Source organism: Chromobacterium haemolyticum (assembly GCF_002081825.1).
Taxonomy (GTDB): Bacteria; Pseudomonadota; Gammaproteobacteria; order Burkholderiales; family Chromobacteriaceae; genus Chromobacterium; species Chromobacterium fluminis.
The window spans coordinates 1-22,396 of the sequence record NZ_MUKU01000032.1 but is presented as its reverse complement, the minus strand read 5'-3'; the positions used below and the strand labels follow the sequence as shown (position 1 = coordinate 22,396).

19 protein-coding genes are annotated in these 22,396 nt (G+C 67.3%); 7 read left to right on the top strand and 12 right to left on the bottom strand.

Annotated elements, in window-relative coordinates; translation table 11 throughout:
- Positions 1-28: 28 nt before the first annotated feature.
- Positions 29-1,207, bottom strand: a complete 1,179-nt coding sequence (locus B0T39_RS19055; protein ID WP_081549376.1) for a 4-hydroxybenzoate 3-monooxygenase — start codon at positions 1,205-1,207, stop codon at positions 29-31.
- Positions 1,208-1,417: 210 nt separating this feature from the next.
- On the opposite strand from B0T39_RS19055, the gene B0T39_RS19050 reads away from it, so the two are divergent.
- Complete coding sequence (locus B0T39_RS19050) at positions 1,418-2,287, top strand: helix-turn-helix domain-containing protein (protein WP_081549374.1); 870 nt, start codon at positions 1,418-1,420, stop codon at positions 2,285-2,287.
- Between the two features lie 15 nt (positions 2,288-2,302).
- Here the strand turns inward: B0T39_RS19050 and B0T39_RS19045 are convergent, their stop codons facing one another.
- Positions 2,303-3,205 (bottom strand): LysR family transcriptional regulator, encoded by a 903-nt coding sequence (locus B0T39_RS19045; protein WP_081549372.1) that lies wholly within the window; start codon positions 3,203-3,205, stop codon positions 2,303-2,305.
- Between the two features lie 93 nt (positions 3,206-3,298).
- On the opposite strand from B0T39_RS19045, the gene B0T39_RS19040 reads away from it, so the two are divergent.
- From B0T39_RS19040 to antC, 6 genes are all read left to right on the top strand, one after another.
- Positions 3,299-4,450, top strand: a complete 1,152-nt coding sequence (locus tag B0T39_RS19040; RefSeq protein ID WP_303245585.1) for a muconate/chloromuconate family cycloisomerase — start codon at positions 3,299-3,301, stop codon at positions 4,448-4,450.
- 47 nt (positions 4,451-4,497) lie between these two features.
- Complete coding sequence (gene catC / locus B0T39_RS19035) at positions 4,498-4,788, top strand: muconolactone Delta-isomerase (protein WP_081549347.1); 291 nt, start codon at positions 4,498-4,500, stop codon at positions 4,786-4,788.
- A gap of 73 nt (positions 4,789-4,861) precedes the next feature.
- Entirely contained in the window at positions 4,862-5,773 is a 912-nt protein-coding gene (gene catA / locus B0T39_RS19030) for a catechol 1,2-dioxygenase (RefSeq protein ID WP_081549345.1), read from the top strand.
- A 72-nt stretch (positions 5,774-5,845) separates the two neighbouring features.
- Positions 5,846-7,240 (top strand): anthranilate 1,2-dioxygenase large subunit, encoded by a 1,395-nt coding sequence (gene antA, locus B0T39_RS19025; RefSeq protein WP_081549343.1) that lies wholly within the window; start codon positions 5,846-5,848, stop codon positions 7,238-7,240.
- Positions 7,237-7,728, top strand: a complete 492-nt coding sequence (antB, locus tag B0T39_RS19020) for an anthranilate 1,2-dioxygenase small subunit (protein WP_081549341.1) — start codon at positions 7,237-7,239, stop codon at positions 7,726-7,728. The genes antA and antB overlap by 4 nt, the downstream gene beginning before the upstream one ends.
- A 149-nt stretch (positions 7,729-7,877) precedes the next feature.
- Positions 7,878-8,900 (top strand): anthranilate 1,2-dioxygenase electron transfer component AntC, encoded by a 1,023-nt coding sequence (gene antC, locus B0T39_RS19015; protein ID WP_081549339.1) that lies wholly within the window; start codon positions 7,878-7,880, stop codon positions 8,898-8,900.
- Positions 8,901-8,962: 62 nt separating this feature from the next.
- On the opposite strand, the gene B0T39_RS19010 is transcribed toward antC, so the two are convergent.
- The 10 genes from B0T39_RS19010 to B0T39_RS18965 all read right to left on the bottom strand — a co-directional run.
- Positions 8,963-9,340: a DUF6277 family protein gene (locus B0T39_RS19010; protein ID WP_217806284.1), complete on the bottom strand. Its 378-nt coding sequence runs from the start codon at positions 9,338-9,340 to the stop codon at positions 8,963-8,965.
- A gap of 129 nt (positions 9,341-9,469) precedes the next feature.
- Complete coding sequence (gene tssM, locus B0T39_RS19005; RefSeq protein ID WP_081549337.1) at positions 9,470-12,931, bottom strand: type VI secretion system membrane subunit TssM; 3,462 nt, start codon at positions 12,929-12,931, stop codon at positions 9,470-9,472.
- On the bottom strand, positions 12,928-14,556 hold the full coding sequence (gene icmH / locus B0T39_RS26415) for a type IVB secretion system protein IcmH/DotU (RefSeq protein WP_081549335.1): 1,629 nt from the start codon (positions 14,554-14,556) through the stop codon (positions 12,928-12,930). The genes tssM and icmH overlap by 4 nt, the downstream gene beginning before the upstream one ends.
- Before the next feature lie 80 nt (positions 14,557-14,636).
- Complete coding sequence (gene tssK, locus B0T39_RS18995) at positions 14,637-15,998, bottom strand: type VI secretion system baseplate subunit TssK (protein WP_081549333.1); 1,362 nt, start codon at positions 15,996-15,998, stop codon at positions 14,637-14,639.
- Complete coding sequence (locus tag B0T39_RS18990) at positions 15,995-16,597, bottom strand: type VI secretion lipoprotein TssJ (RefSeq protein ID WP_081549331.1); 603 nt, start codon at positions 16,595-16,597, stop codon at positions 15,995-15,997. Before B0T39_RS18990 ends, tssK begins: the two co-directional genes overlap by 4 nt.
- The gene (locus B0T39_RS18985) at positions 16,597-16,983 is read right to left on the bottom strand and encodes a DUF4150 domain-containing protein (RefSeq protein WP_043593253.1); all 387 of its coding nucleotides are present in this window, start codon (positions 16,981-16,983) and stop codon (positions 16,597-16,599) included. Before B0T39_RS18985 ends, B0T39_RS18990 begins: the two co-directional genes overlap by 1 nt.
- A gap of 12 nt (positions 16,984-16,995) precedes the next feature.
- Positions 16,996-17,595: a DUF3540 domain-containing protein gene (locus B0T39_RS18980; protein ID WP_081549329.1), complete on the bottom strand. Its 600-nt coding sequence runs from the start codon at positions 17,593-17,595 to the stop codon at positions 16,996-16,998.
- Entirely contained in the window at positions 17,592-18,671 is a 1,080-nt protein-coding gene (locus B0T39_RS18975) for a pentapeptide repeat-containing protein (protein ID WP_081549327.1), read from the bottom strand. The genes B0T39_RS18980 and B0T39_RS18975 overlap by 4 nt, the downstream gene beginning before the upstream one ends.
- Positions 18,668-20,884, bottom strand: coding sequence for a DUF2169 family type VI secretion system accessory protein (locus B0T39_RS18970; RefSeq protein WP_217806283.1), 2,217 nt, complete (start codon positions 20,882-20,884; stop codon positions 18,668-18,670). The genes B0T39_RS18975 and B0T39_RS18970 overlap by 4 nt, the downstream gene beginning before the upstream one ends.
- A partial coding sequence (locus B0T39_RS18965; RefSeq protein ID WP_141111301.1) for a type VI secretion system Vgr family protein occupies positions 20,884-22,396 on the bottom strand: 1,513 nt, incomplete at its 5' end. The genes B0T39_RS18970 and B0T39_RS18965, both read right to left, overlap by 1 nt.

Sequence of the window (22,396 nt, the reverse complement as noted above, 5' to 3'; positions counted from 1 at the left end):
TTTGAACAGGCTCTTGCTTGTTGACGGCTCAGTCCCAGTCCCTGGGCATGCCGACATAGTTCTCGGCCAGGCTGGTGGCCGCCGCGCGCGAGGACACCAGGTAGTCGAGCTCGGCGCGCTGCATCTCGCGTTCAAACGGGCCGGCATCGGGAAAAGCGTGCAGCAAGCCAGTCAGCCGCCAGGAAAAGTGCTCGGCGCGCCAGATGCGGCGCAAGGCGCGCCGGCTGTAATCGAGCAGCGCCGCTTCGCTGCCGTCCCGGAAATGTTCTACCAGGGCCAAGGCCAATAAACGCACGTCGGCCGCGGCCAGGTTGAGTCCTTTGGCGCCGGTGGGCGGCACGATGTGGGCGGCGTCGCCGGCCAGAAACAGCCGGCCGCGCTGCAAGTTGCGCGCGACGAAACTGCGCATCGCGACGATGTTCTTGTGCAGGATCTCCCCCCGCTCCAGGCCCACGCCATCGGCGGCCGGCACCCTGGCCTGCAATTCGTCCCAGATACTGGCGTCCGGCCAGGCGTCCACGCTGTCGTCCGGCGCGCACTGGAAATAGAGCCGCTGCAGCGTGGGCGAACGGGTGCTGACCAGGGCGAAACCGCGTTCATGGCAGGCATAGATCAGTTCCGGAGCCGAGGGCGGCGTCGCCGCCAGAATGCCGAACCAGGCAAACGGGTATTGCCGCTGCCAAGGCGGTTCGCGCTCGCCCAGCGCCTGGCGCGCGATGCCGTGAAAACCATCGCAGCCGACGATGAAGTCGCACTCCAGCGCCCGCTCGCCGCCGGCGTCGCGGTAGCGTATCCGAGCTGGGCCGCTGCCGTCGAAAGCCTCCAGCGCCGTGACCGGGCAGTCGAACAACAGCCCGCCACCGGCCTCCAGCCGCGCGGTGATCAAATCCTTCAGCAACTCGTGCTGGGCGTAGACGGTGATGGCGCGCCCGGTCAGCGCGTACAAGTCGATGCGGTGGCGGCCTCCGTCAAAGGCCAGCGCTATGCCGCGGTGCTCCTGCCCCAGGCGACGCAGCCGCGCGTCCGCGCCGGCCTCCGCCAGCAATTCCACCGTCCCCGGCTCCAGCACGCCGGCGCGCACCGTCGATTCGATCTCGGCGCGCCCCCGCGCCTCCAGCACCACGGAATCGATGCCGTGCCGCTGCAGCAACTGCGCCAGCAGCAGGCCGGCAGGGCCGGCGCCGATGATGCCCACGGATGTACGCATGGCAAGCCTCCATGAAGAGCGTGACAAGGCTTGCACGATTGCGGCAATGCCAAGCCACCGCATATTGCGCCGCAGCAATGACGGCGGAAAACCGTGCAGCCGAATACATTGATTTGCCAGGGAAATCCTAGCCGCTACCGGGAACGTGCTAAATGGAGCAAGCTGACAAAGACTTGTACTATTTGCTCAGTCTTGATTCGGGAGAGCCGCATGGACCGCGCGCCGGAATTCACCCTGTATGGCGAAGAGAGCAGCGTCACAGACGCGGCGTTTCTGCATCTCGAGCTGCTCAGCTCGCGCAGCCGTCGCTTCGACTGGGAAATCGCCGATCATTGTCATCGCGGCCTGTTCCAGTTGCTTTGCCTGCTGGACGGCGAAGTCAAGGCGCGCATCGACGACCGGGAATATCCGCTGAGTGGACCGGCGGCCATATGCCTGCCGCCGGCGACGGTGCATGGCTTCAGTTTTCTGGAAGAGGCGCAGGGCTTTGTCTTGACCGTGGCCGAAAGCGCGCTGACACACGATCCGGATCAAGCCAGCGCCTTGTTGCGGCCGCTGCTGCAAACGCCCAGGCTGGTGGATCTGCGGCGGGACTGGCCGGCCAGGGAACGCATCGAATCCTTGTTTGGCCAACTGCTGGCAGAATTGCACTGGCCGCAACGCGGTCAAGACTTGATGGTGGACTGCTTGCTCAAGGCCCTTCTGCTGATGCTGGCGCGCCTGGTCGACGAGCAGGACGCCGGCGGCGGCGGGTACCCGGCCGAGCGCGATTTGCTAGCCCGTTTCCACGCCTTGTTGGAAGAACGCTATCGCGAGCATTGGGACATCCCGCGCTATGCGGACGCCTTATGCGTGACGGCCAGCAAGCTCAACCGCGCCAGCCTCAAGCTGAGCCGGAAAACCGCCTTCGCCTTGACGCAGGAGCGTCTGATGCTGGAGGCGCGCCGCATGCTGGCTTACAGCGCCTGGCCGATCAGCCGCGTGGCCTATGATCTCGGCTTCAACGATCCCGCTTATTTCTGTCGCTGCTTCAAGCGCCAGCTTGGCTTACCGCCAAGCGAGTTCCGCAATAAGACATGAACCAGCGCCAACGCCCTACTCCTCCAACACCTCCTCGCGCGGCAACAGCTCGCGCAATAAGCGTCGGATCAGGACCAGTTCCTCTGAGCAGTCCCCGCGCCGCGCGCTCATGATCAGCGGCGACGCCAGGCCCTCGTCCGTCAGCGGCCGGTAGACCACATCGTCTCGGCGCAGCCGCAACACGCTGGCCGGCACCACGCACACCCCCATGCCGGCGGCCACCAGGCCCAGCGCGGCTTGCAGCTCGCGCACCTCCAGCGCGTAAGCGGGCTCCAGCGCGCGCTGGCGGAAGGCGGACAACACCTGGTCGGCGTAACTGGGGCGCGGCTGGCGTGGATAGATCAGCACCGTCTCCTCCGCCGCGTCGCGCAAGCGCAGCGGGCCTTCTCGCCCCACCAGCGGATGCTCCAGCGGCAGCGCCAGCCACAGGGCCTCCTCGGCCAGCACCTCGCGCTCTACCGCCGGGTCGTCGAACAACAGCCGGCCGAAGCCGACGTCGATGCGTCCGGCTTTCAAGGCCTCCACCTGCTCCAACGAAGTCATTTCCAGCAAGGACAGCTCGGTGTCGGCGTGGATGGCGCGGAAACGGCGTATCACCTCCGGCAGCGGCCGGTACAGAGTGGAGCCGACATAACCTATCACCAGCTGGCGGCGCGCCAGAGCGATCTTGCGCGTCATCGCGCGCATGCCCTGGGCCTGGGCCAGCAGATTGCGCGCCTGGGCGTAGAAGAAGCGGCCGGCCTCGGTCAGCTGCAGCGGCCTCGCGCCGCGGTCCAGCAGCAACAGGCCCAGTTCCTCCTCCAGTTGCTGGATCTGTCGGCTCAGCGGCGGCTGGGCGATGTGCAGTCTTTCCGCCGCGCGAGTGAAGTTGAGCTCTTCGGCGACGGCGACGAAGTAGCGCAGATGGCGCAATTCCATTCAATACCTCACAGGTATGGAAGCAGACGAAAACGGTGTTGGACCCGCGGTTCCACAGGCTTGCATGATATCCGAAACCACGGGAGCGCAATCTTGATACCTGATACCGCGATAGACACGGTGGAGACCATCCTGGTCGACCTGCCCACCATCCGCCCGCACCAACTGTCGGTGGCCACCATGCGCAGCCAGACGCTGGCCCTGGTGCGCATCCGCTGCCGCGACGGGCTGGAAGGCTGGGGCGAGGCCACCACCATAGGCGGGCTGCAATACGGAGAGGAAAGCCCGGAAAGCGTCAAAACCAATATCGACCGCCACTTGGCGCCGCTGCTGCTGGGCGAGGACGCCCGCGGCCTGGGCCGACTGCTGGTCAAGCTGCGCCGCGGCGCCCGCGGCAACCGCTTCGCCAAATGCGCGCTGGAAACCGCCTTGCTGGACATCCAGGCGCAAAGATTGGGCGTGCCGGTGAGCGACTTGCTGGGCGGCCGGGTGCGCGACAGCTTGCCGGTGGCCTGGACCCTGGCCAGCGGAGACACCGGCCGCGACATCGACGAGGCCGAAGATATGCTGGATCGGCGCCGTCACCGCGTATTCAAGCTGAAGATAGGCCTGCGCGCGCCGGAAGACGACGTGGCACACGTGCTGGCCATCCGCCGCGCGCTGGACGGCCGCGCCGGCGTGCGCGTCGACGTCAACCAGGCCTGGAGTGAGATGCAGGCCGAACGCGCCATCGCCCGGCTGCAGGACGGCGGCGTGGAGCTGATCGAACAACCGGTGCCGCGCGAACACCCCGCCGCGCTGGCGCGGCTGGCGCGGCGTTTCGAGGTGCCCATCATGGCGGACGAATCCCTGCACGGCCCGGCGGACGCCAACCAACTGGCGCGCCAGGACGCCGCCGATGTGTTCGCGGTGAAGATAGCGCAGTCCGGCGGCTTGTTCGCCGCACGGCAGGTGGCCGAGATCGCCGCCGTCAATGGCCTGGGTCTTTACGGCGGCACCATGCTGGAGGGCGGCATCGGCACCATCGCCTCGGCCCAGTTGTTCTCCACTTTCGAACAGCTGGACTGGGGCAGCGAGCTATTCGGCCCGCTGCTGCTGACCGAGGAATTGCTGACCGAGCCTCTCTGCTACCGGGATTTCGAGCTGCACTTGCCGTCCGGCCCCGGCTTGGGCGTGAGGCCGGACCTGGACAAGCTGGCGGCCCTACGCCGCGACCGGAGCTCGCCGCGCTTGCACGCGCTCTGAACACGACAGCCACTGAGAACCTGTTCAAACAAGCCAAGGAGACCACCATGCTGTTTCATGTGGAAATGCAAGTGAATCTGCCCCACGACCTGGACCCGGAACGGGCGGCGGCCTTGAAGCTGGACGAGCGCGAACGCGCCCAGGCTCTGCAACGCAGCGGCCAGTGGCGCCATCTGTGGAGGCTCAGCGGCCAGTACGCCAACATCAGCGTATTCGACGTCGCCGACGCCGAGGAACTGCATCAGCTGCTGTCCAGCTTGCCGCTGTTCCCCTTCATGCGCATCGAGGTCCGGCCCTTGAACCGGCATCCGTCGAGCATCCACGCCGACGACCGCTAGGCGCCCGCCCAGTCGGGCCACCACGGCGGAATCAAAACACAACACCCCCGCCCGCCAACAAAGGAGAAACACCATGGAACGCGCCGAAATCGACGCTTTGCTGCAACGCTTCGACCAACCCGCCACCGACCAGGCCAACCCGCGCACCCGAGCCATCGTCAACCATTTGATGCGCGAGCTGTGCTATGCGATCGAGGATTTCGACATCCAACCGTCGGAGTTCTGGAGCGCTGTGGGCTTGCTGGCCGACGCCGGCCGCAGCGGCGAGCTGGGCTTGATCGTGCCCGGACTCGGGCTGGAACACTTCCTGGACATGCGCGCCGACGAGGCGGAACGCAAGGCCGGCCTGCTCGGCGGCACGCCGCGCACCATAGAAGGCCCGCTCTACGTGGCCGGCGCGCCGCTGTGCGAATGCGAGGCGCGGCTGGACGACGGCAAGGACGACGGCGAGCCCTTGTTCATGCGCGGCCAGGTGCTGGACAGCGCCGGCCAGCCGGTGCCGCACGCGCTGGTGGAAGTGTGGCACGCCAACAGCCTGGGCAATTACTCCTACTTCGACCAGACCCAGAGCGCTTTCAACCTGCGCCGCAGCATTCGCACCGACGAGCAAGGCCGCTACCGCTTCCGCAGCATCATGCCCTGTGGCTACAGCGTGCCGCCAGACGGCCCCACCGACCGACTGCTGCGGCAGCTGGGCCGTCACGGCCACCGTCCGGCCCACGTGCATTTCTTCATCTCCTCGCCGGGCTTTCGCAAGCTGACCACACAGATCAACATTCAGGACGACCCCCATCTATGGGACGACTTCGCCTTCGGCACGCGCGAAGGGTTGGTGCCGGATGTCCAACGCGTCAGCTCGCCTGAGGAACTGCGTCAGAGCGGCGTCGGCAAGCCTTTCGCACGCATTGAGTTCAACTTCACCCTGCACCGCGAAGCGGCGCCGGCGCCCTCCACCGAGGTGAGCCGCGCCCGCGCTCAGGGCTGATGGGCTGATTGAAACCGCGGCCCCGCCCCGCCCGGCGCGGCGAGGCCGCCGGAATGCAGAAAGGAGATTACGATGAGCACAAGCTTCCGCACCACGGAGCAATGGCGCAGCTTCGTCGGCGGCTGCCTGGACTTTCGCCCGGACGACGGCGTCTACCGCATCGCCCGCGACATGTTCACCGACGCGCAGCTGTTCGATCTGGAGATGGAGCTGATCTTCGAGAAAGTCTGGATTTACGCCTGTCACGAAAGCGAAATCGCCGCCCCCAACGACTTCATCACCGTGCAGGCCGGCCGCCAGCCGCTGATCGTCAGCCGAGACGGCAACGGCGAGCTGCACGCGCTGATCAACGCCTGCCAGCACCGCGGCGCCACCCTGGTGCGCCAGTGCAAGGGCAATCAATCCACCTTCACCTGCCCGTTCCACGCCTGGTGCTACAAGAACGACGGCCGCCTGCTCAAGGTCAAGGCCCCGGGCGAATACCCGGCGGACTTCGACAAGGCCGCCCGGTCGCTGAAACAGGCGCGCGTCGCCAGCTACAAGGGCTTCGTTTTCGTCAGCCTGGACCCGGACGGCGCGGACTCGCTGGAAGACTATTTGGGCGACGCCAAGGTCTTTTTCGACATGATGGTGGCGCAGTCTCCCAACGGCGAATTGGAAGTGCTGCCCGGCAAATCCAGCTACACCTACGACGGCAACTGGAAGCTGCAAAACGAAAACGGCCTGGACGGTTATCACGTCAGCACCGTGCACTACAACTACGTGACCACGGTGCAGCATCGCCAGGAAGTCTGCCGCCAACAGGGCGAGGCGCAGGCCGCCACGCTGGACTACAGCAAGCTGGGCGCCGGCGACGCCGCCACCGACGATGGCTGGTTCTCCTTCCCCAACGGCCACAGCGTGCTGTTCAGCGACATGCCCAACCCCGCGGTGCGGCCCGGCTACGCCGGCATCATGCCGCGTCTGGTGGCCGAACACGGCCAGGCCAAGGCGGAATGGATGATGCACCGGCTGCGCAACCTCAATATCTACCCCAGCTTGTTCTTCATGGACCAAATCAGCTCCCAGCTGCGCATCATCCGCCCGCTGGCCTGGAACAAGACCCTGGTGCAAAGCCAGTGCCTGGGCGTCAAGGGCGAATCCGCCGCCGACCGCGAGAACCGCATCCGCCAGTTCGAGGACTTCTTCAATGTGTCCGGCATGGGCACGCCGGATGATTTGACCGAGTTTCGCGAGGCCCAGCGCGGCTTCCAGGCGCGGCTGGAACGCTGGAGCGACATCTCGCGCGGCCACCCGCGCTGGCAGACCGGCGCCACGCCCAATAGCAAGACCCTGAACATCGCGCCCTGCCTGACCGGGACTGAAATCACTCATGAAGGCCTGTACGTCAACCAGCACAGCGCCTGGCGGCAGTTCCTGCTGCAAGGGCTGGCGCGGCGCGGCGCCGCCGAGGGAGTCGAGCGATGAATATCGAACTTCATTACCAAGTGGAACAGTTTCTCTATCGCCACGCCGAGCGCTGCGACAGCCAGGACTGGGACGGCTACCTGGCCGATTACGCGCCGGACTGCGAATACCACGTGCCGCAATGGGACGCCGAACACGTTTACACCACGGACCCCAAGCGCGAGATGTCGCTGATCTACTACGCCAGCCGCGCGGGCCTGGAGGACCGGGTGTTCCGTATACGCACCGGCAAATCCGCCGCCTGCAACCCGATGCCCCGCACTTTGCACCAGTTGGCCAATGTCCGCGTTGAACGCGGCGCCGACGGTTTGGTGGAAGCCCGCGTCAACTGGGCCACTTTCTACACCCGCTTTGGCGAGACCGGTTATTTCTACGGCCGAGCCGCTTACACGCTGGCGCGGGACGGCGACGGTTGGCTGATCCGGCGCCAGCATGTGCTGCTGTTGAACGATACCGTGAACGCGGTGCTGGATTTCTACCACCTCTGAGAACCTGTTTACGATCTGCCGCGCGTCGAGAGCCCTTTAGCGCTTAGGAAAGCTGATGTGCCGTCCACGCATTTCGCTTTCTCCGCCGCAACGTCTCTAGCTCGCAAGATCGTAAACACGCTCTGACATCTCAAAGCGGAAACACCGAAATGCATCAAGTGGCTTTGAATTTTCTCGATGGCCATACCCTGTTCCTGGAGGCCAAGCCGGGCGAACTGCTACTGGACGCCGCGCTGCGCCAGGGCATCAAGATCCCGATGGATTGCCGCGAAGGCGTGTGCGCCACCTGCCGCGGCCGCTGCGACCGCGGCGATTACAGCCAGGACTACGTTGACCCCGAGGCGTTGTCCGCGGAGGATCTGGCGGAGCGCCGCATCCTGTCCTGCCAGACCAGGGTGCTGTCCAACGCCGCCTTTTCCTTCGACTTCGACTCCAGCCTGTGCCGGAGCGCGCCGGCCGCCCGCCTCGCCGCCGTGGTCAGCCGCGTGGAGCCGGTGTCGGACAGCTGCGCCGTGCTGTGTCTGGACGCCTCCGCCACAGAAGGCGCGCTGTCCTTCCTGCCCGGCCAGTACGCGCGGCTGCGCGTGCCAGGCGGCGAGCAATGGCGCGCCTACTCCTTCGCCCACGCCCCCGCCGCGGACAAGCAACTGCGCTTCCTGGTGCGGCTGCTGCCGGACGGCGCGATGAGCAATTATTTGCGCACTGGCTGGCGGGCCGGCGATCGCATCGAACTGGAGGCGCCGCTGGGCAGCTTCTACCTGCGCCATATCGACAAGCCTGTGCTGATGCTGGCCGGCGGCACCGGCCTGTCCGCCTTTCTCGGCATGCTGGAGCAATTGGCCGAGCAAGGCGGCTGCGGCCAGCCGGTGACGCTGTACTACGGCGTCAACCGCGAAGGCGATCTATGCGAGCAGCCGCGGCTGCGCGGCCTGGCCGAACGGCTGCCCGGCTTTGCCTGGCATCCGGTGGTGATGGCGGCGGAAGACGGCTGGAGCGGCAAGCGCGGGCTGATCCCCGAGCACCTGGACGCGGATACGCTGCGCGCCCAGGCCGCCGACATCTATCTATGCGGCCCGCCGCCGATGGTGGACGCGATGCGTGACTGGCTGCGCCGCAACGGCTGCGAGCATCTCAATCTCTATTTGGAGAAATTCGCCGATAGCGGCGGCTGAACGACGGCCGGCGAAAACACCCGGGACGTGCGCGCGCCCCGAGCGTTTGCCTGTCCGTCCGCCTATTTCTTCATGAAAGGCGCGAAGAAGGCTTCCGGCATTTCGGTGGGGAAGCCTTTGGCGTCGCTGGGGCGCAGGTCGGACATGTCCGGCTGGAAGTCGTAAGTCTTCTGCCGGCGCTGCTGGTCCTGATGCACCGCCACCTGCTTGTCCACCGCCGACTTGATCGCGGTCATGTGGTCCAGCATCTGACGACCCACATCCTGCACATTGCCGATCATATTGCTGGCATTGCTGCCGGAGGCGATGTTCATGCCCGGCACCGAGTTCATGAACGGTTCGGCCATGGAGCCGCCGGCGCTCTGGCCGTACTGGTGGGCGGCGTTGCACGCCTTGAGGATTTCCGCCGGGTTGATCATGTTTTCTGCGGCCTTGGTCATGGTGTTTCCTTTCAGTGGATAGGGGAACGAAACAAACAGCGGAAAACCCGCCTGAAGCCCGTTCAAAATCTGCTGTGCTGAACGGGCTTCATCTTGCCGGGGCCGACAACGTCGGCCCCTGAACCGTCGTTAGCCGCCTTGCGGACAACGGAAAGACTGGATCAGCCCGGACCACAGCGGCGACGGCGAGGACAGCGACTGCCACTCTATGCGCACCGAACCCAGGCTGCCCTGATACAGGCGCTCGCGGCGATCCGCGCTCCCGCCCACGCCGCGGCCGGCGTCGAAGAAGCGGAACAGCGCCCACGGCCCGTCGTATTGCAAGGTGTTGACGCGGCCGTCCACCGACTTCATTTGCAGCCGTATCGCCAGCTTCTGGCTCTGGCCGTTCCAGTCGATGCGCTGCGGCGTGGTGGCGCCGTGGGCGAAACGCAAGGTCTGGCCGGCCAGGTCCAACTGCACCTCGGCCAATTGCGGGTCCATGTCCAGGAAGCGCAGCACCGTGGGCACCCGCAAGCGGCCGCCGTCGTCCAGCATCGCGTCGCGGATGCGGCTGGCGCTTTCGTAAGCGCCTATCACCTCCGGGCTCAGCAGCGCCTGCTTGCCGCCGTCCACGCTGCGCGCCTTCCACGGCGTGACCGAGGTGTCGACATAGGCGGCCAGATGCTCGCGGAAATACACCGCCATCGCGCCCTGGGGCGCGAACAGCCGCTCAAAGCCCTCTACGCTGGCGTCCGCGCCGGCGCCGCGGCGGAACGGGTAGCGGCCGGTCAAACCCTGATCGCAGGCGCTGCGCGTGGCGCCGGCCGCCCCCTTGTTCAGCACCGCCTGGGTCTGGCTGGAAGTGGCGGCGCTGCCGTTGTTGATCAGGTCCAGCATGATGCCGCGCACCGGCTCCGGCTGCAGGCCGGCGTCGCCGCGCAGCTTGGTAAACACATCGTATTGCGCCGGCAGCACCTGGCCGGTTTGCAAGGCGCCGTTGACCAGGCCCAACTGGCGATACAGCGAGTCGAACAGCCGCGCCAAGGGGTTGCTTCCGCTGTTGTCGTTTTTCTCCAATTGCTTGGCGATCTGACGCAAGGCCTGGAAGTGCTCCTCCACCGCGTGCTCCGGCAGCAAGGTGGTGCGGTAGCGCTCGCCGTTGATCTCGCCGACCAGGGAGCGGCGGCTTTTTTCCAGCCGCGCCTTCTGGCGGTCTATCCAGCTATCCATGCCCCCGTCGTAGTTGCCGGTCAGCATGGTTTCGCGCCCGGCGAAACGCAGCAGATTGGCCAGCGGCGATTGCGAGTTCATCATCGACGCCGCCAGCTGCGCGGCGTCGTCCAGGCCGGTGACGGAGCGCACGCTGACATTGGCAAGAAAGCTTTGCCAGGCGGTGATGTAGTCCTGCAGATATTGATTGCGGGCGCTATCGGCCAGCTTCTGCACCAGGCTATCGATTTCAAAACCGTTGCCCCGCAGCGGCTCGTTGCGCAGCACCCAACTCTGCTCCTCCAGCATGGCCCGGGCGCTGGGCTCCAGCCTGGGCAGGAAGGCGTCGACATAGCCGGCGCGGGTGTACCAGCCGGAAACGGCGCTGTCGGTATCCGGCACATTGTTGCGCAGGCGCAGGCTCATCGCCGAGCCGAAGCCGGCCGCGCGCGCCAGCGAGATGTCCTGAATCTGGGACGGCAGGCCCTGCTCCCGCACATGGTTGAGCACCCGAGTCACCACCGGAATCTGCGAAGCGCGGGCGCGGGCGGTCTGCACCAGGTTGGCGTCCTCCGGCGCCGCCGGCAGGCCGGGCAGCGTGATCAGCGCGCGCGCGTCGGCGATCAGCATGCGCCGGTCCTCGTCGTTGTATTGCCCTTCGGACAGCGCTTCCCAGCGGCCGGAGATCCAGCGCTCCACCGCGTCGGCGGAACGGTACTGCGGCCGGCACAACATCAGATAGACCTTGAGCGTCAGGAAGATGTCGCCGGGGCTGCCTTCGGTCTGCGCCAGCAAGGTGCGCTTCACCTCGTTGTACAACTCCGGCATCAGCGTTTTCTGCAGATGGCGGTGATAAGTGGCGGTGGCGGTTTCAGCCACGCGACGGTGCTCGAAATACGGGGTTCTCATCCCGCGCTCGGCGCTTTCGGCCTGGGCCTGCGCGTAGCGCATTTGAGCCGCCACCGCCAGTAGCGGCGATCCGGTGCTGGGCGCGCTGCCGGCCTGCTCCCGCGCCAGCGTCTTGCCCTCGCTGAACTGGGCCCAGACGTATTCCAGATAATTGCGCTCGGCGAAATAGCCCCAAGCCACCCAGACCAGCAAGGCCAGTGCCAGCATCGGCAAAGTCGCCCAACGCAGGGCATTCAGCAGCCGGCGCTTGCGCGACGGCGGCGCGGGCGGGGCCGGCCGTTCCCGAGCCTGACGTTCGACCGCGGTCAGGTTCTGCTCCATCAATTGCCGTTCCACGGCCACCTGCCGCAGCAAGGGCGTCCACAGCTCGCCCAAGGGCCGCGTCGTCGGCTCCGGTCCGTCGATCTCGATGTCGGCCACTTCCGCCACCGAGCCCAGCCACAGTCCGCGCAAATGGGCGGCGTCTTCGTCGCCGTCGCGGGCGAACAGCGGCGGCAGCAAGCCTTGCAGCGCCTGGCGCAGCCGGCCCAGCGCCTCCACGAAGCGCAGCTGGGCGTGGTTGGCCTCCACCTCGCCAGCCAAGGGCGCGGCGAACAATACCTGGCGCTGCACCCGCTGTTCCAAGCTATGCAAGGCCGGCGCCCAGGCGCCGGAGGCGTCCGCGCCGGCTTCCAACGGCAAGGGGAAGCCGATGCCGCGCGCCCAGCGCTCCGGCCGCATCTGGTTCAGCATCGCCAGCGCGCCGTCCAGCCGGTCCGCCCCGGTCAGCGCCAGGTAGACGTTGGGGGTGCGACCCAGGCCGTCGCGCAACTTGAGCAGGCGCTGGCGCAAGGTGGCGGCCATTTGCTGACGGCGTTTGGACGCCATCGCGATCAAATCGTCGCCGCCCACGCACAGCACCACGCCGCTGACGCTGATCTTGTCGCGCAAAGCGCCTAGGCCGGCCAGCAGCTTGTCCCAGGCCGCCGCGGCCTCCTGGTCGTAGCCTTCGCTCACGTTCCACTGGCCCTGGGTGTCCAGCCACACCGCGTCCGAGGACAGGCGAAAATCCAGTCCCATGCCCTGTCCTATCGCTGCCACCGCCGTCGGTTCCGCGCCGTCGCGCAGCGTCCAGGACAACAAGCTGCTTTTGCCGCTGCCGGCGGCGCCCAGCAGCAGATAGCACGGCAGCGGCGCGCCGCCGCGACGGCTCAACTGGCGTTCCAATTGCTGCAAGGTGTCGCTGATGTAATCCAGCGGGCCGGGGTCCGGCTCAGGCTCGGGCTCAGGTTTGGGCGCGCGGCGGAAGGAACGCGGCGCGGCGCTCAGCCGGCCCCATAGCCAGCTCAGCAGCGGCCAGAAGCCCCAGATCAACACCGCCGCCACTAGAATTTGTCGCAGCAGCGCCCAGCCCAGCGGCCGGTAGACGCCGATGGAAATCAGCGGGCCTATCCACCAGATCGCCAGCGCGATCAAGAGCGCGATCAAGACGCGCATGCTTTGCCGGATCATGGTTGTTGCTCCTTATAGCCAGGCTCAAGCGGGCTGGGCCCGTTGCCGATGCCGACGCCGGGGGCCAGCGCCAGCGGGGCTGGCGTCTGCGGGGACTGCGTTTGGGGAAGGGACGGCAGGGCCGGAGCGCCCTTGGCGGCGTCGGCCACTTTCCACAACACGTCGACGCGGCGGTTGCGTTCATAGGCGGCCGGGGTCTGCGCCGCGTCCAAGGGCGCGCTGTCGCCGCGGCCGGAGGAATCAATGCGGCGCGCCACCGCGTTGTCGGGCGCTTGCGCGCCGCCGGGAATCGCGGTCTGGCGCAGGGTGTCCGCCACCGAACGAGCGCGCGCCTCGGACAAGCGCTGGTTGCTGGGGAAGGCGCTGGTCTGGATGGGTTGGCGGTCGGTGTGGCCTATCACCTCCAGATCGCCCGGCCACGGCGCGAAAGCCTGGCCCAGCCGTTCGATGTTTTTCTGGAAGGAAGCCCTCACCTCGGCCTTGCCGACGTCGAAGGCGCCGTCGCTGCGGAAGACCAGCAGCCAGCCTTGCGGATGCTTATAGGCCACCAACCAGCCTTCGGACAGCAGCTGCGGCAGCGGCGGCGGCAAGGTGGTGGCCAGATTGATGCTGCGCAAGGGCGGGGTCCAGGCCGCCAGGGCTTCGCGTATCGGCCGGCCCAGCAGGTCCAGGCTGATATTGGCCGCGCCGTAGGCCAGCGCCACCACGCCCAGCGCGATGGCGCCGCCGCGTAAGGGGGTCAGCCAGCGCTGGCGCGGCGGCGCTTCGGGTTCCGGCGGCGGCGGGGGCGGCGGCGGCGCGATCAATTCCGCCCCCAGCGGCTCCGGCTCCCGCTGGCGCCAGATGGCGGCATGCAGCTGCGAGCGCAAATCCTGCAACAACGCCTCGCCGCGTTCCAGTACCCGGTAGCGGCCCTGCCAGCCCAAGGCCAGCACCAGTTCGTAAAGCTCCAGCAAAGGGGTGGGCGACGGCTCGTGGCGCAGCCAGCGCTGCAGGTCGGCGAAGGCGTCCTCCCCGCCCCAGGCGTCGTCGTGGAACTCCACCAAAAGGCTGCGCTCGCCGTCGTAGGGCTGCTGGCCGGCGCCGCGCGCCGCGTCGTTGCAGACTTCGTCCAGATAGGTGCACAGCAGATAGGAGGCGTCCTGGGCCTGTTGCCACTCGCAGCCGGACGCGGCCAGGCGTTCGCGATAGAGCTTGAGTTCCAGACCCAGCTGGGCGCGGATCTGCGCCTGACTCTCCGCCGCGCCGCCTTGCAGCCGCTGTAATTGCAGCACCGCCGGCAAGGCGTGGGAAATGAAGGGGTTGTCCCATTGCGCTTGTTGCAAGCCTGCCTTGAGCAGGCCGCCGCGCGCGCTGGAGCGCTGGTAGATCACCGGCGCGTCGTCGGGTTCGGCCTGCGCCCTGCCCGCGCCCGCCGTCGGCGGCGCGGCGGGCGGGAGCGCCAGCGGCAAGGCGTTCAAGGCTTCCGGCTCGGCTTCAGCGTCCAGCGTGGACACTTGCTGGCCCGGCATCAGCAAGGGCAGGTTTTCCAGCCGGCTGCGCATCGCGCCCTCCAGCATGCCGCTGTTCAGGTGCGCGGCGGAGGCCCGGCGGAAGATGGAGGAAAAATTGTGCAGCAGATTCATTTGGGTTCACTCTTTCGGCTATTGGGTTTTGAACCTGTTTTACGATCCCGCGAATACGCGCGGCGGATCGAAAACAAGTTCTAAGCGACCTTGCCTTCGCGCAGTCCCCAGGCCTCAAACCGCAAGTCCTGGAAATCCCCGACGATGCGCAGCGCCAGCGCCGAGCCGGCGAAGGCCTGCGCCCAAAACGGGTCGCTGGATTCCACTTCGAAGTACACGCTCTGCGCGTAGTACGGCACCTGGCGCGGCGGGTTGGGTGCCGGAATCAGCCGCGCGCCCGGCAATTGCAGGTCCACCAGTTTCTGGATCTGCTCCACCGCGCCCAGCTTGGCCTGCTGCGGCAAGAGCTGGCGCAGCTTGTCCGCCGGCATCGCCGCGGAGAAGGCGAACACCATCTTCTGCAGCTTCCACTGGCGGTCCACCACGCAGACATGAACCTGGTCGCCGCGGTCTTCGAACTTCAACGGCAGCACCGGGGTTTCGATCACCCTGGCCAGCGCGTAGCGCAAGGTGGCCGCCAGCGGCTCGAACCCGGCTTGCAGGTCGTTGTGCTGATAGACGAACTCCCGTTCGGCCAAGGCTTCGTCCACGCCGGGCAGCACGCTGAGCCGGCCCAGCAGGCCGATCAGTTCCTGGAACAGCAAGGCCGGCGGCAGCGGGTCGAAGGCGTCCAGGTGGGCCAAGCGCATCCGGTATTCGGCGATGCCCTGGCGCAGCATCAGTTCCACCAGATCCGCCAAGCCGCCGCCGGCGGACAACACCCGCAAGCCGGCGCTGCCGGCCAGCCGCACTTGCAGCGTGCTCTGCAACTCCTCAATCAGCGCGCGCAGCGTCTGGTGGGCGCGGCTATCCAAGAGCGGCGGAATGAAACGCGGGTCCAGCAGCAGAGTCAGCGCGCTGCTGCGCCCGGCCACCCGGGCGAAGGGCAAGGCGGTTTCGTCGGCGCGCAATTGCGATTGCCAGCACAGCCGCGTCATCATGCGGCCGGTTTCCAGCGTCAGCCGGCGCGGCGAGCCCGGCGCGTCCAGGCCCACGCTGAGATCGGGCACCTCGGTGGCGGCCGCGTGGTAGCGCGCGGCCGCCGACGCGTCGCCGAAGGCCATTTCCGGGCCGCCGCAACCGGCGGCCGGCAGCGCCAGGCAGGCGATGTCGCCGGCCTGGGCATCCGAGGTGTCCAGCGGCGCCGGCAAGGGGTCGTGAGCCGGCAGCGCGAACGGGGTGCCGTCCGGCAATACGCCTTCGGCGGCGCGCAAGCCCAAGCGGCCGAGCCCCAAACCGTCGCTGTCCACGTCCAGCCGGGAAAAGCCCCAGCCATGGTTGGAGGTCTGGCGCAGGCGCAGGCCGAACTGATGGGCCAAGTGGCGCTCCTGCTGCTGAAAATGCTGGGTTTCTATCAACATGCCGTCGCTCCAGGCGACGGGTCCTACAGGCAAAGCGCTCATGGGCTTTCCTCCAAATGGGCGATGGGCGCCTTGCGCGTCTTGCGCCAAGGCTTGCGGCCGGGCTTGGCCGGCGGCGGCGACGCGGCCGGGGCCGCCGCGGGGACGTCCGCCAACGGCGCGGCGGCGGGCCGCAACGCGTCGACGATGCGGTTGCGTTCCAGCAGCACCGCCAGATGGATCAGCTGGCGGCCGTCCACCCGGATGCGCAGCGGCGCGTAGCCGGGTGACTTGCTGGCGAAATCGGCGTCCGCCAACAGCCAGACCGGGTCCGATCCGGAGGCCGGCAGCAGCACTTGCTGCACCTGGTTGGGCGCCACCACGTGGCGGGATTCGGCCGCCACTTCGCGGCCGCGCTGGGCGCAGCTGGAATCCTCCAGCCCGGCTGGCGGCAGCCAATTGGCCTCACGCACCACGTACAGGCAGACCTGCACCGGTCGCGGCCCGCCGCCGCTGTTGTTGAGCTGACCGCCGCCCACCAGGGTGACGTGCAGCTGGCGCGGCCCGTCGTCTCCGCGCGAGGAGAACAGCGAGGAACAGCCTGCCAGGCCAGCCAGCGCGCACAGCAGCAGCGCGCGCCGGACAAAGGAGAAGGAGGTCATTAGCTCAAAGTCATGGTGATGGTCTGGGAAGGCGCCACCGTCTGCCCGGCGGTGTTCTGGTTATTGGGCAGATTGGTGTCGGTCAGCCGCGTCTGCGGCGCGCCCTGGATCAGCACCTTGCCTGAGCCGGTCACGTGGCGGGACAGCGCCGCCACCGTGCCGGAGGCCACTCCGCCCATTGAGCCGCCCTCGTCGCCGTGGGTCATCGGAATGATGGTGTTGAGGTTGTGCACCGGCCCGCCGGCGTAAATGATGGTCGGCACATTGGGCACCGCCTCCGGCTTGTTGGCGATATTGGCGTAGGTGGACGGAATCCCCAGCGGCGGGGTCTTGCAGACATCGGAGGCCGCCAGGGCCATGCCGCCGGCGGAACAATTGGCGAACATCGCGTTTCTCCTTTAGGCGACGTGGATTTGACCGGCGTCCAGCTTCAACAGCGAAGCCGAGCTCAGCGCGGTGCTCTTGGCGTGCAGCCCCATGTGGCGGTCCGCGTGCAGCAGCAGGCTGCCGCAGTGCTCGGCGTCGGTGCCGCCGATATGGGTCTGCCTTTCCTGCGCCGCGGTGGCGATGGCCTGGGCGCGGCTGTTGAGCTGTCGGCCGCTCAGGCTCAGCTCGCCGTCGGCGCACAGATGCAGTTCGGCGGCGTGCAGTTGCACGCTGGCCGCCCCCAGCTCCAAGCGGCAAACGCCGCCCGGCTGCGGGCGCTCCAGAATGGCCAACACCCAGCAAGCCTCATCCGCCGCCGCCAGCTGCACCAGATCGCCGCGCTGCGGCCGCACAAGGCAACTGAAGGCGGCTCGCGCCTGGCGCAGCGCGCCGGACGGCAGCCGGACCAGCCATTCGCCTTCCTTTTCGCCTTGCGCGCATACTCTCGCCGGCAGCCATTCCTGGCTGGGCCGCGGCGTCGGCGCGGCCACGCGCAGCGCGCGCAGCACCGGATCGGATTCGGCCGGCGTTTCGGCCCAGGCCAGGGCGCTTTCTTGCATCCATGTCATCATGCGGCTCCTCTAGGTCCGGGCTGCGCCTGTTGCCGCCAAGCCCGGTCTTGCTCAAGTTTGCTATCGTCGAACAGCGCGCCGGCGGTGTCCGCCGCGCTCCATGCGCCGCGCGGCTGGCCTAGCAGCCTGCCGCCCCGGCAATCGCAGCCGGACAGCTTCACCGACTGCAGCGCGGCGCCGCTGGCGTCCAGCCCGCGCAGATTGGCGCCTGACAGGTTGACCTGTTCCAGCCGCGCCTGCCGCAGCGACAGCCGCGGCGCGTTCAATTGCTCAAAGGCGCAATCCTCCAAGCGCGCGCCGTCGAACATGGCCTGCTCCAGATCGGCCTCGCGCGCCTGCACCCTGCGCAGCCGGGCCTGGTCGAAACTGGCGCCGGCCAGGCGGCTGGAGCGGATGGCGCCGCCGTTCCAGACGCTGTGCGACCAGGCCGCCTGTTTCAGCTCGCAGTGGTCCAGCGCCATATGCTCCAGTTCGCAATCTATCCAGCGCGCGTTCACGCCGCGGCAGCCGCTCAGCGCCACGCGCCGCGCCTGGCTTTGGCCGTGAATGAAGTTGTGCAGCTCGACCTCCTCCACGCTGAAGCCGTCCAGCTGATTGCGTATCCAGGCGCTGTCCGACCAACGGCCGCCCTGCAGCCGCCATTCCCGCAGCCGGCAGTCGACGAAAGAGCCGTGCTCGCTGCGAACATCGCTGACGCGCCAGCCGGCGGCGTCCAGCTCCACGCAGGAAAAATCCCGTTGCCGCCCGCCGCGCCACTCGGCCCTGGACGCGATCACCCGCTGCCAGCCCACCCGCTCCAGCTCGCACTCCTCCCAGACGCAGTCGATGAACTGGCTGTCGGCGCAGCCCGTTTCGCGCCAGACGCAGCGCTCGAAGCGATTGGTTTCGAAGCGGCAATTGACGAAGCGCGCTTTCTCGAAGCGGCACTGCCGCCAGTGCACGCGCTCGAAACTGCAATCGATGTAGACCACGCGGCTCAGCGTCTCCGCCGGCGGCGCGTTGAAGCGCTGTCCTTCCACCACGGCGGGCAACTCTCCGGCCAGCTCCCGCAGCGAGGCCTCCCGCGCCGCGCTCATTGCGCCCTCCTCGGCCAATCCTGGCGTCCGGTTTCCAGATTGCCGCGCCAGCCTCCGCCGGACGGCGGCCGCATCCAGGCGGTTTTGACGTCAATCAGATTGCAGCCCTCCATCCGGCTGTCGCCCAAGCTTGCGCCGTAGAACAGCGCGTCTTTCAACGCGCAAGCTTCGAAGCGGGCTCGCTCCAGTTCGGCGTGGGTGGCGTTAAGGCCGTCCAGCGCGCAGCCCCGCCACAGAGAATCCGGCGCCCGCAAGCGTTGCGCGTGCAGTTGCGGGCAGGCGCAGTGCTCCATCCGCAGCTGCGCCGCGTCCAGATCCTGCCAACTGCAAGACAGCAGTTCGCAGTCTTCCAGCCTCGCCTGGCGCAGAGAGCTGCCGTGCGACACCACTCCGAAACGCTGCTGGCAGCGCTGCCAGACGCTGGCGGACAGGTCAGTGTCCAACGCGCTGAACTTCAACAGCCGGCATTGCCGCCAGCCACTGCGCGGCAGCTGGCATTCCACTAGCCCCAGTCCGTCGGCCTGCACCCCGGTGAAGCGCCAGTCCTCTGCGCGAACCCGGCACCAATTGACTTGATCCCAACGCAACTGACCAACCCGGCCGCCGGCGCCGCCCTCGCCCTGCACGGTGACCGCTCGCCAGGCGCCGCCGTTGAGGGCAATATCGTCCAGCCGGCAATCCTCTATGCCCAGCTGAGCCAGTTCAACGCCGTTCCAGACGCTGGCGCCCAGATTGCAGCGGTTCAGGCCGCCGCCGGTCCAGCGCACCGTATCCAGCACGGCGCCGGCCAGCGAGCAATCGACGAACTGCACTTGTTCCAGCCGGCATTGCCGCCAGCGGCCGTGGTCCAGCTTGCAGCGTTCGAAGCGCACCTGATTCAGCTCGCGGCCGTCGAAAACCAGGCCGCTCAGATCGGCGTCGCGTATGGTCAGCTCGCTCCAGGGACCGCGTTCGCTTTGCAGCCGCGCGCGCCAGTCTTCGTCGTCGGCCGCCGCTTGCGGCAGGCCGGCCAAGGCGTTTTCATTGGCGCGGACAAAGGACTGCAGCCGGGTTTGCGCCGCCTGCGCCTCGCGCAAGTCCTCGTGGCTTTGTTCCAGCCGCGCGCGGATATCGACGCGGTCGCGCGGCGACGGCGCGAAACGCGGGTGATCGGCGGAGTCGAGTATCTGTTCCCAGACCCAGCCGCGGGCCGGATCCGGCATCAGAGCGTGATCGGCCAACAGCAAGGGGTCTTGATCATCCAAACGGGAACGGCGCTCGGCGAAGGCGGCCAGTTCCGCCAGCCGTTCAGGCTCGGCGGCGTCCTTGAAGCCCAACGCCAGCCGGCCGACGCCGTCGTCCAATACGTAATCCAGCGGCAGAAAGCCGTTCCACCACATCACGCCCAGGTCCGCGTCCGGCAGCAGCCACACTGTCTGCAGCGCCAGTTCCGGTCGTTCGTCCAACGGGCCGTCCCCTCGCCCCGCCAGCAGCAGCGGTCGCAAAGCCGGCAACCGTCCCTGGACTTCTCCGCCGCGAAAGCCGCTGAGCGCATACGGCGCTTGAGCCGGCCAGCAGGCCTGATCCGACCACTGGTCCGGCGCCGCCTGTTGGAAAAAGCGCAGATCGGTGGCCGCCGGCCATCCCATATGGCTGCCGTCGTCCGCCATCGCTTGCGGAGAACCGGCGAAGCGCGGCTGCCATTGGCGGCGTTCCGGCCAGTCGCTGCCCAGCGGCCCCATCGCCGCCAGCGGCGCCGGGCTCACGCTTAAGCCGCGAATCCGTTGCAAGGGCGGCGTCGCGTGGCGTTGCCCAAAAGGGTTTTCCCCTTGAAGACCGGCCGCGGCCTGGCGCGGGTCCAGCGCCAGGCTGGCCTCGACGCGGCCGCCGTCCAGACGCGGCTGCGCCCGGCAGCTCGCGATCTTGCGCACGCCGCCCAGCTCGGCCTCGGCCAGCCAGTCCAGCGCGCCGGCGCCGGCCGCCGGGCCGCGATAATGCGCGCTGCCCAGCAGCAACCATTCGGCGCGCAGCTTGGGCATTGCCGGTTCGAACAGCGGCAAGGCCGGGTTGGCCGCCTTGATCGCCTCCCAGCATGCGGCCTCGTGCGCCAGGATGAAGGGATCGCTCAGGCGGAAACCGATGCCGACGCCGATGCGCAACATGGCTTGGGAGCCGATCTGGGTGCGCGACGAGGAAACAAGCGCCGCCTGGGGTTTGATATGACGCAAGGGCATCAGCTTTTGACCTCCATGCCGACTTTTTTCAGATCCACGCCGGTGTCCGAGTAGGACGCGCCGGTGTAGGAGTATTTGAAACCGGTGGTGGAGCTGCTGAAGCCGGTGCTGCTGACGTCAGACCCCACCGAACTGATGCTGGAACCAGTGGAGGACATCTTGCTGCCCACCGCCTTGGTCTCGGAACCCGTCATCGAGGTATCGCTGCCCACCAACTTGACTGAAGCGCCGGTGGTGGACACCGAACAGCCGGTGATGCTGGCGTCGGACCCTGTGGTGGACATCTTGCTGCCGACCACCTTGGTGGCGCTGCCGGTGGTCGACATATCGGTGCCGGTCACGCTGATCGAAGTACCGGTGTCCGACATCGAAGTGCCGGTCACGCTCTTGGAGCTGCCGGTCACCGACATCTTGCTGCCGGTGACGCTGGTGGAGGTGCCGGTATAAGAGGACGACACCCCGGTCATGCTTTGCGACATGCCGGTGGCCGACACGCTGGTGCCCGTCATCGAGGTGGACACGCCGGTCATGCTCTGCGAGGTACCGGTCACCGAGGTCCGCGTGCCGGTCAGGCTGGTGGACACCCCGGTAAAGCTGGTGGACACCCCGGTGAAACCTGTCGAGATTCCGGTAAAGCTGGTGGACACGCCGGTAAAGCCGGTGGACACCCCGGTGAAACCGGTGGAGACGCCGGTGAAGCTGGTGGACACCCCGGTGAAACTGGTGGACAGGCCGGTGAAGCTGGTCGATACCCCGGTGAAGCTGACCGACAGGCCGGTGAAGGACACCGACACCCCGGTGAACTTGATCGAAGCCCCGGTGACCGAGGTCGAGGTCCCTTTCACATCGATGTTCTGATCCTGGCCCACCGCCTCCGAGCTATTGCGCTCGGTGGTCTGCTGCATATCGCGCTCGGCGTGCAACATCACCCGCTCGGCGCCGCGCTGGTCGTCGAAGGTGATCTGACTGGCGTTGCTGTAGCGGCCTTGTTTTAAAGAGCGCGTCACCAAGCCGGTATAACGGATGTCCTTGGGCAAGTCGTAAGGCGTCGGGTTGTCGCCGTTGTAGACAATGCCGGTGACCATGGGCCGGTTCAGATCGCCGTCCACATAGGTGACCAGCACTTCCTGACCCACCCGCGGCAACGCCAGCACGCCCCAACCCTTGCCGGCCCAGGCTTGCGATACCCGGATCCAGCACGAGGCGTCCTCCTCCTGGGTCTTGTAGCGATCCCAGTGGAAGTGGACGCGGATACGGCCCAGCTTGTCGGTATGGACCTCCGCGTTTACTGGCCCCACCACGGTCGCGCTCTGGATGCCGGGCAGGATGGGCTTGGGCGTCAGCCTCAGTGGCCGGAACGGACGGTCGTCCCGCATCGCGCGGAACACGCACATCACATTGCGGCCCTGGCTGCTGCTGTCCGGTCCGTCTTGTAGAAAGGTCAGCTCGCTGGCCGCCACGTAGTAGCGGCGGTTGCGCGCCGCGTCCGGGTGGCCGTCCAGCGTGAAGGCC

Excerpts from the sequence above, each read along its gene's own strand:
- B0T39_RS19055 (WP_081549376.1), bottom strand. The coding sequence starts at position 1,207 with ATGCGTACATCCGTGGGCATCATCGGCGCCGGCCCTGCCGGCCTGCTG.
- B0T39_RS19050 (WP_081549374.1), top strand. The coding sequence starts at position 1,418 with ATGGACCGCGCGCCGGAATTCACCCTGTATGGCGAAGAGAGCAGCGTC.
- B0T39_RS19045 (WP_081549372.1), bottom strand. The coding sequence starts at position 3,205 with ATGGAATTGCGCCATCTGCGCTACTTCGTCGCCGTCGCCGAAGAGCTC.
- catC (WP_081549347.1), top strand. The coding sequence starts at position 4,498 with ATGCTGTTTCATGTGGAAATGCAAGTGAATCTGCCCCACGACCTGGAC.
- catA (WP_081549345.1), top strand. The coding sequence starts at position 4,862 with ATGGAACGCGCCGAAATCGACGCTTTGCTGCAACGCTTCGACCAACCC.
- antA (WP_081549343.1), top strand. The coding sequence starts at position 5,846 with ATGAGCACAAGCTTCCGCACCACGGAGCAATGGCGCAGCTTCGTCGGC.
- antB (WP_081549341.1), top strand. The coding sequence starts at position 7,237 with ATGAATATCGAACTTCATTACCAAGTGGAACAGTTTCTCTATCGCCAC.
- antC (WP_081549339.1), top strand. The coding sequence starts at position 7,878 with ATGCATCAAGTGGCTTTGAATTTTCTCGATGGCCATACCCTGTTCCTG.
- B0T39_RS19010 (WP_217806284.1), bottom strand. The coding sequence starts at position 9,340 with ATGACCAAGGCCGCAGAAAACATGATCAACCCGGCGGAAATCCTCAAG.
- tssM (WP_081549337.1), bottom strand. The coding sequence starts at position 12,931 with ATGATCCGGCAAAGCATGCGCGTCTTGATCGCGCTCTTGATCGCGCTG.
- icmH (WP_081549335.1), bottom strand. The coding sequence starts at position 14,556 with ATGAATCTGCTGCACAATTTTTCCTCCATCTTCCGCCGGGCCTCCGCC.
- tssK (WP_081549333.1), bottom strand. The coding sequence starts at position 15,998 with ATGAGCGCTTTGCCTGTAGGACCCGTCGCCTGGAGCGACGGCATGTTG.
- B0T39_RS18990 (WP_081549331.1), bottom strand. The coding sequence starts at position 16,597 with ATGACCTCCTTCTCCTTTGTCCGGCGCGCGCTGCTGCTGTGCGCGCTG.
- B0T39_RS18985 (WP_043593253.1), bottom strand. The coding sequence starts at position 16,983 with ATGTTCGCCAATTGTTCCGCCGGCGGCATGGCCCTGGCGGCCTCCGAT.
- B0T39_RS18980 (WP_081549329.1), bottom strand. The coding sequence starts at position 17,595 with ATGATGACATGGATGCAAGAAAGCGCCCTGGCCTGGGCCGAAACGCCG.
- B0T39_RS18975 (WP_081549327.1), bottom strand. The coding sequence starts at position 18,671 with ATGAGCGCGGCGCGGGAGGCCTCGCTGCGGGAGCTGGCCGGAGAGTTG.
- B0T39_RS18970 (WP_217806283.1), bottom strand. The coding sequence starts at position 20,884 with ATGCCCTTGCGTCATATCAAACCCCAGGCGGCGCTTGTTTCCTCGTCG.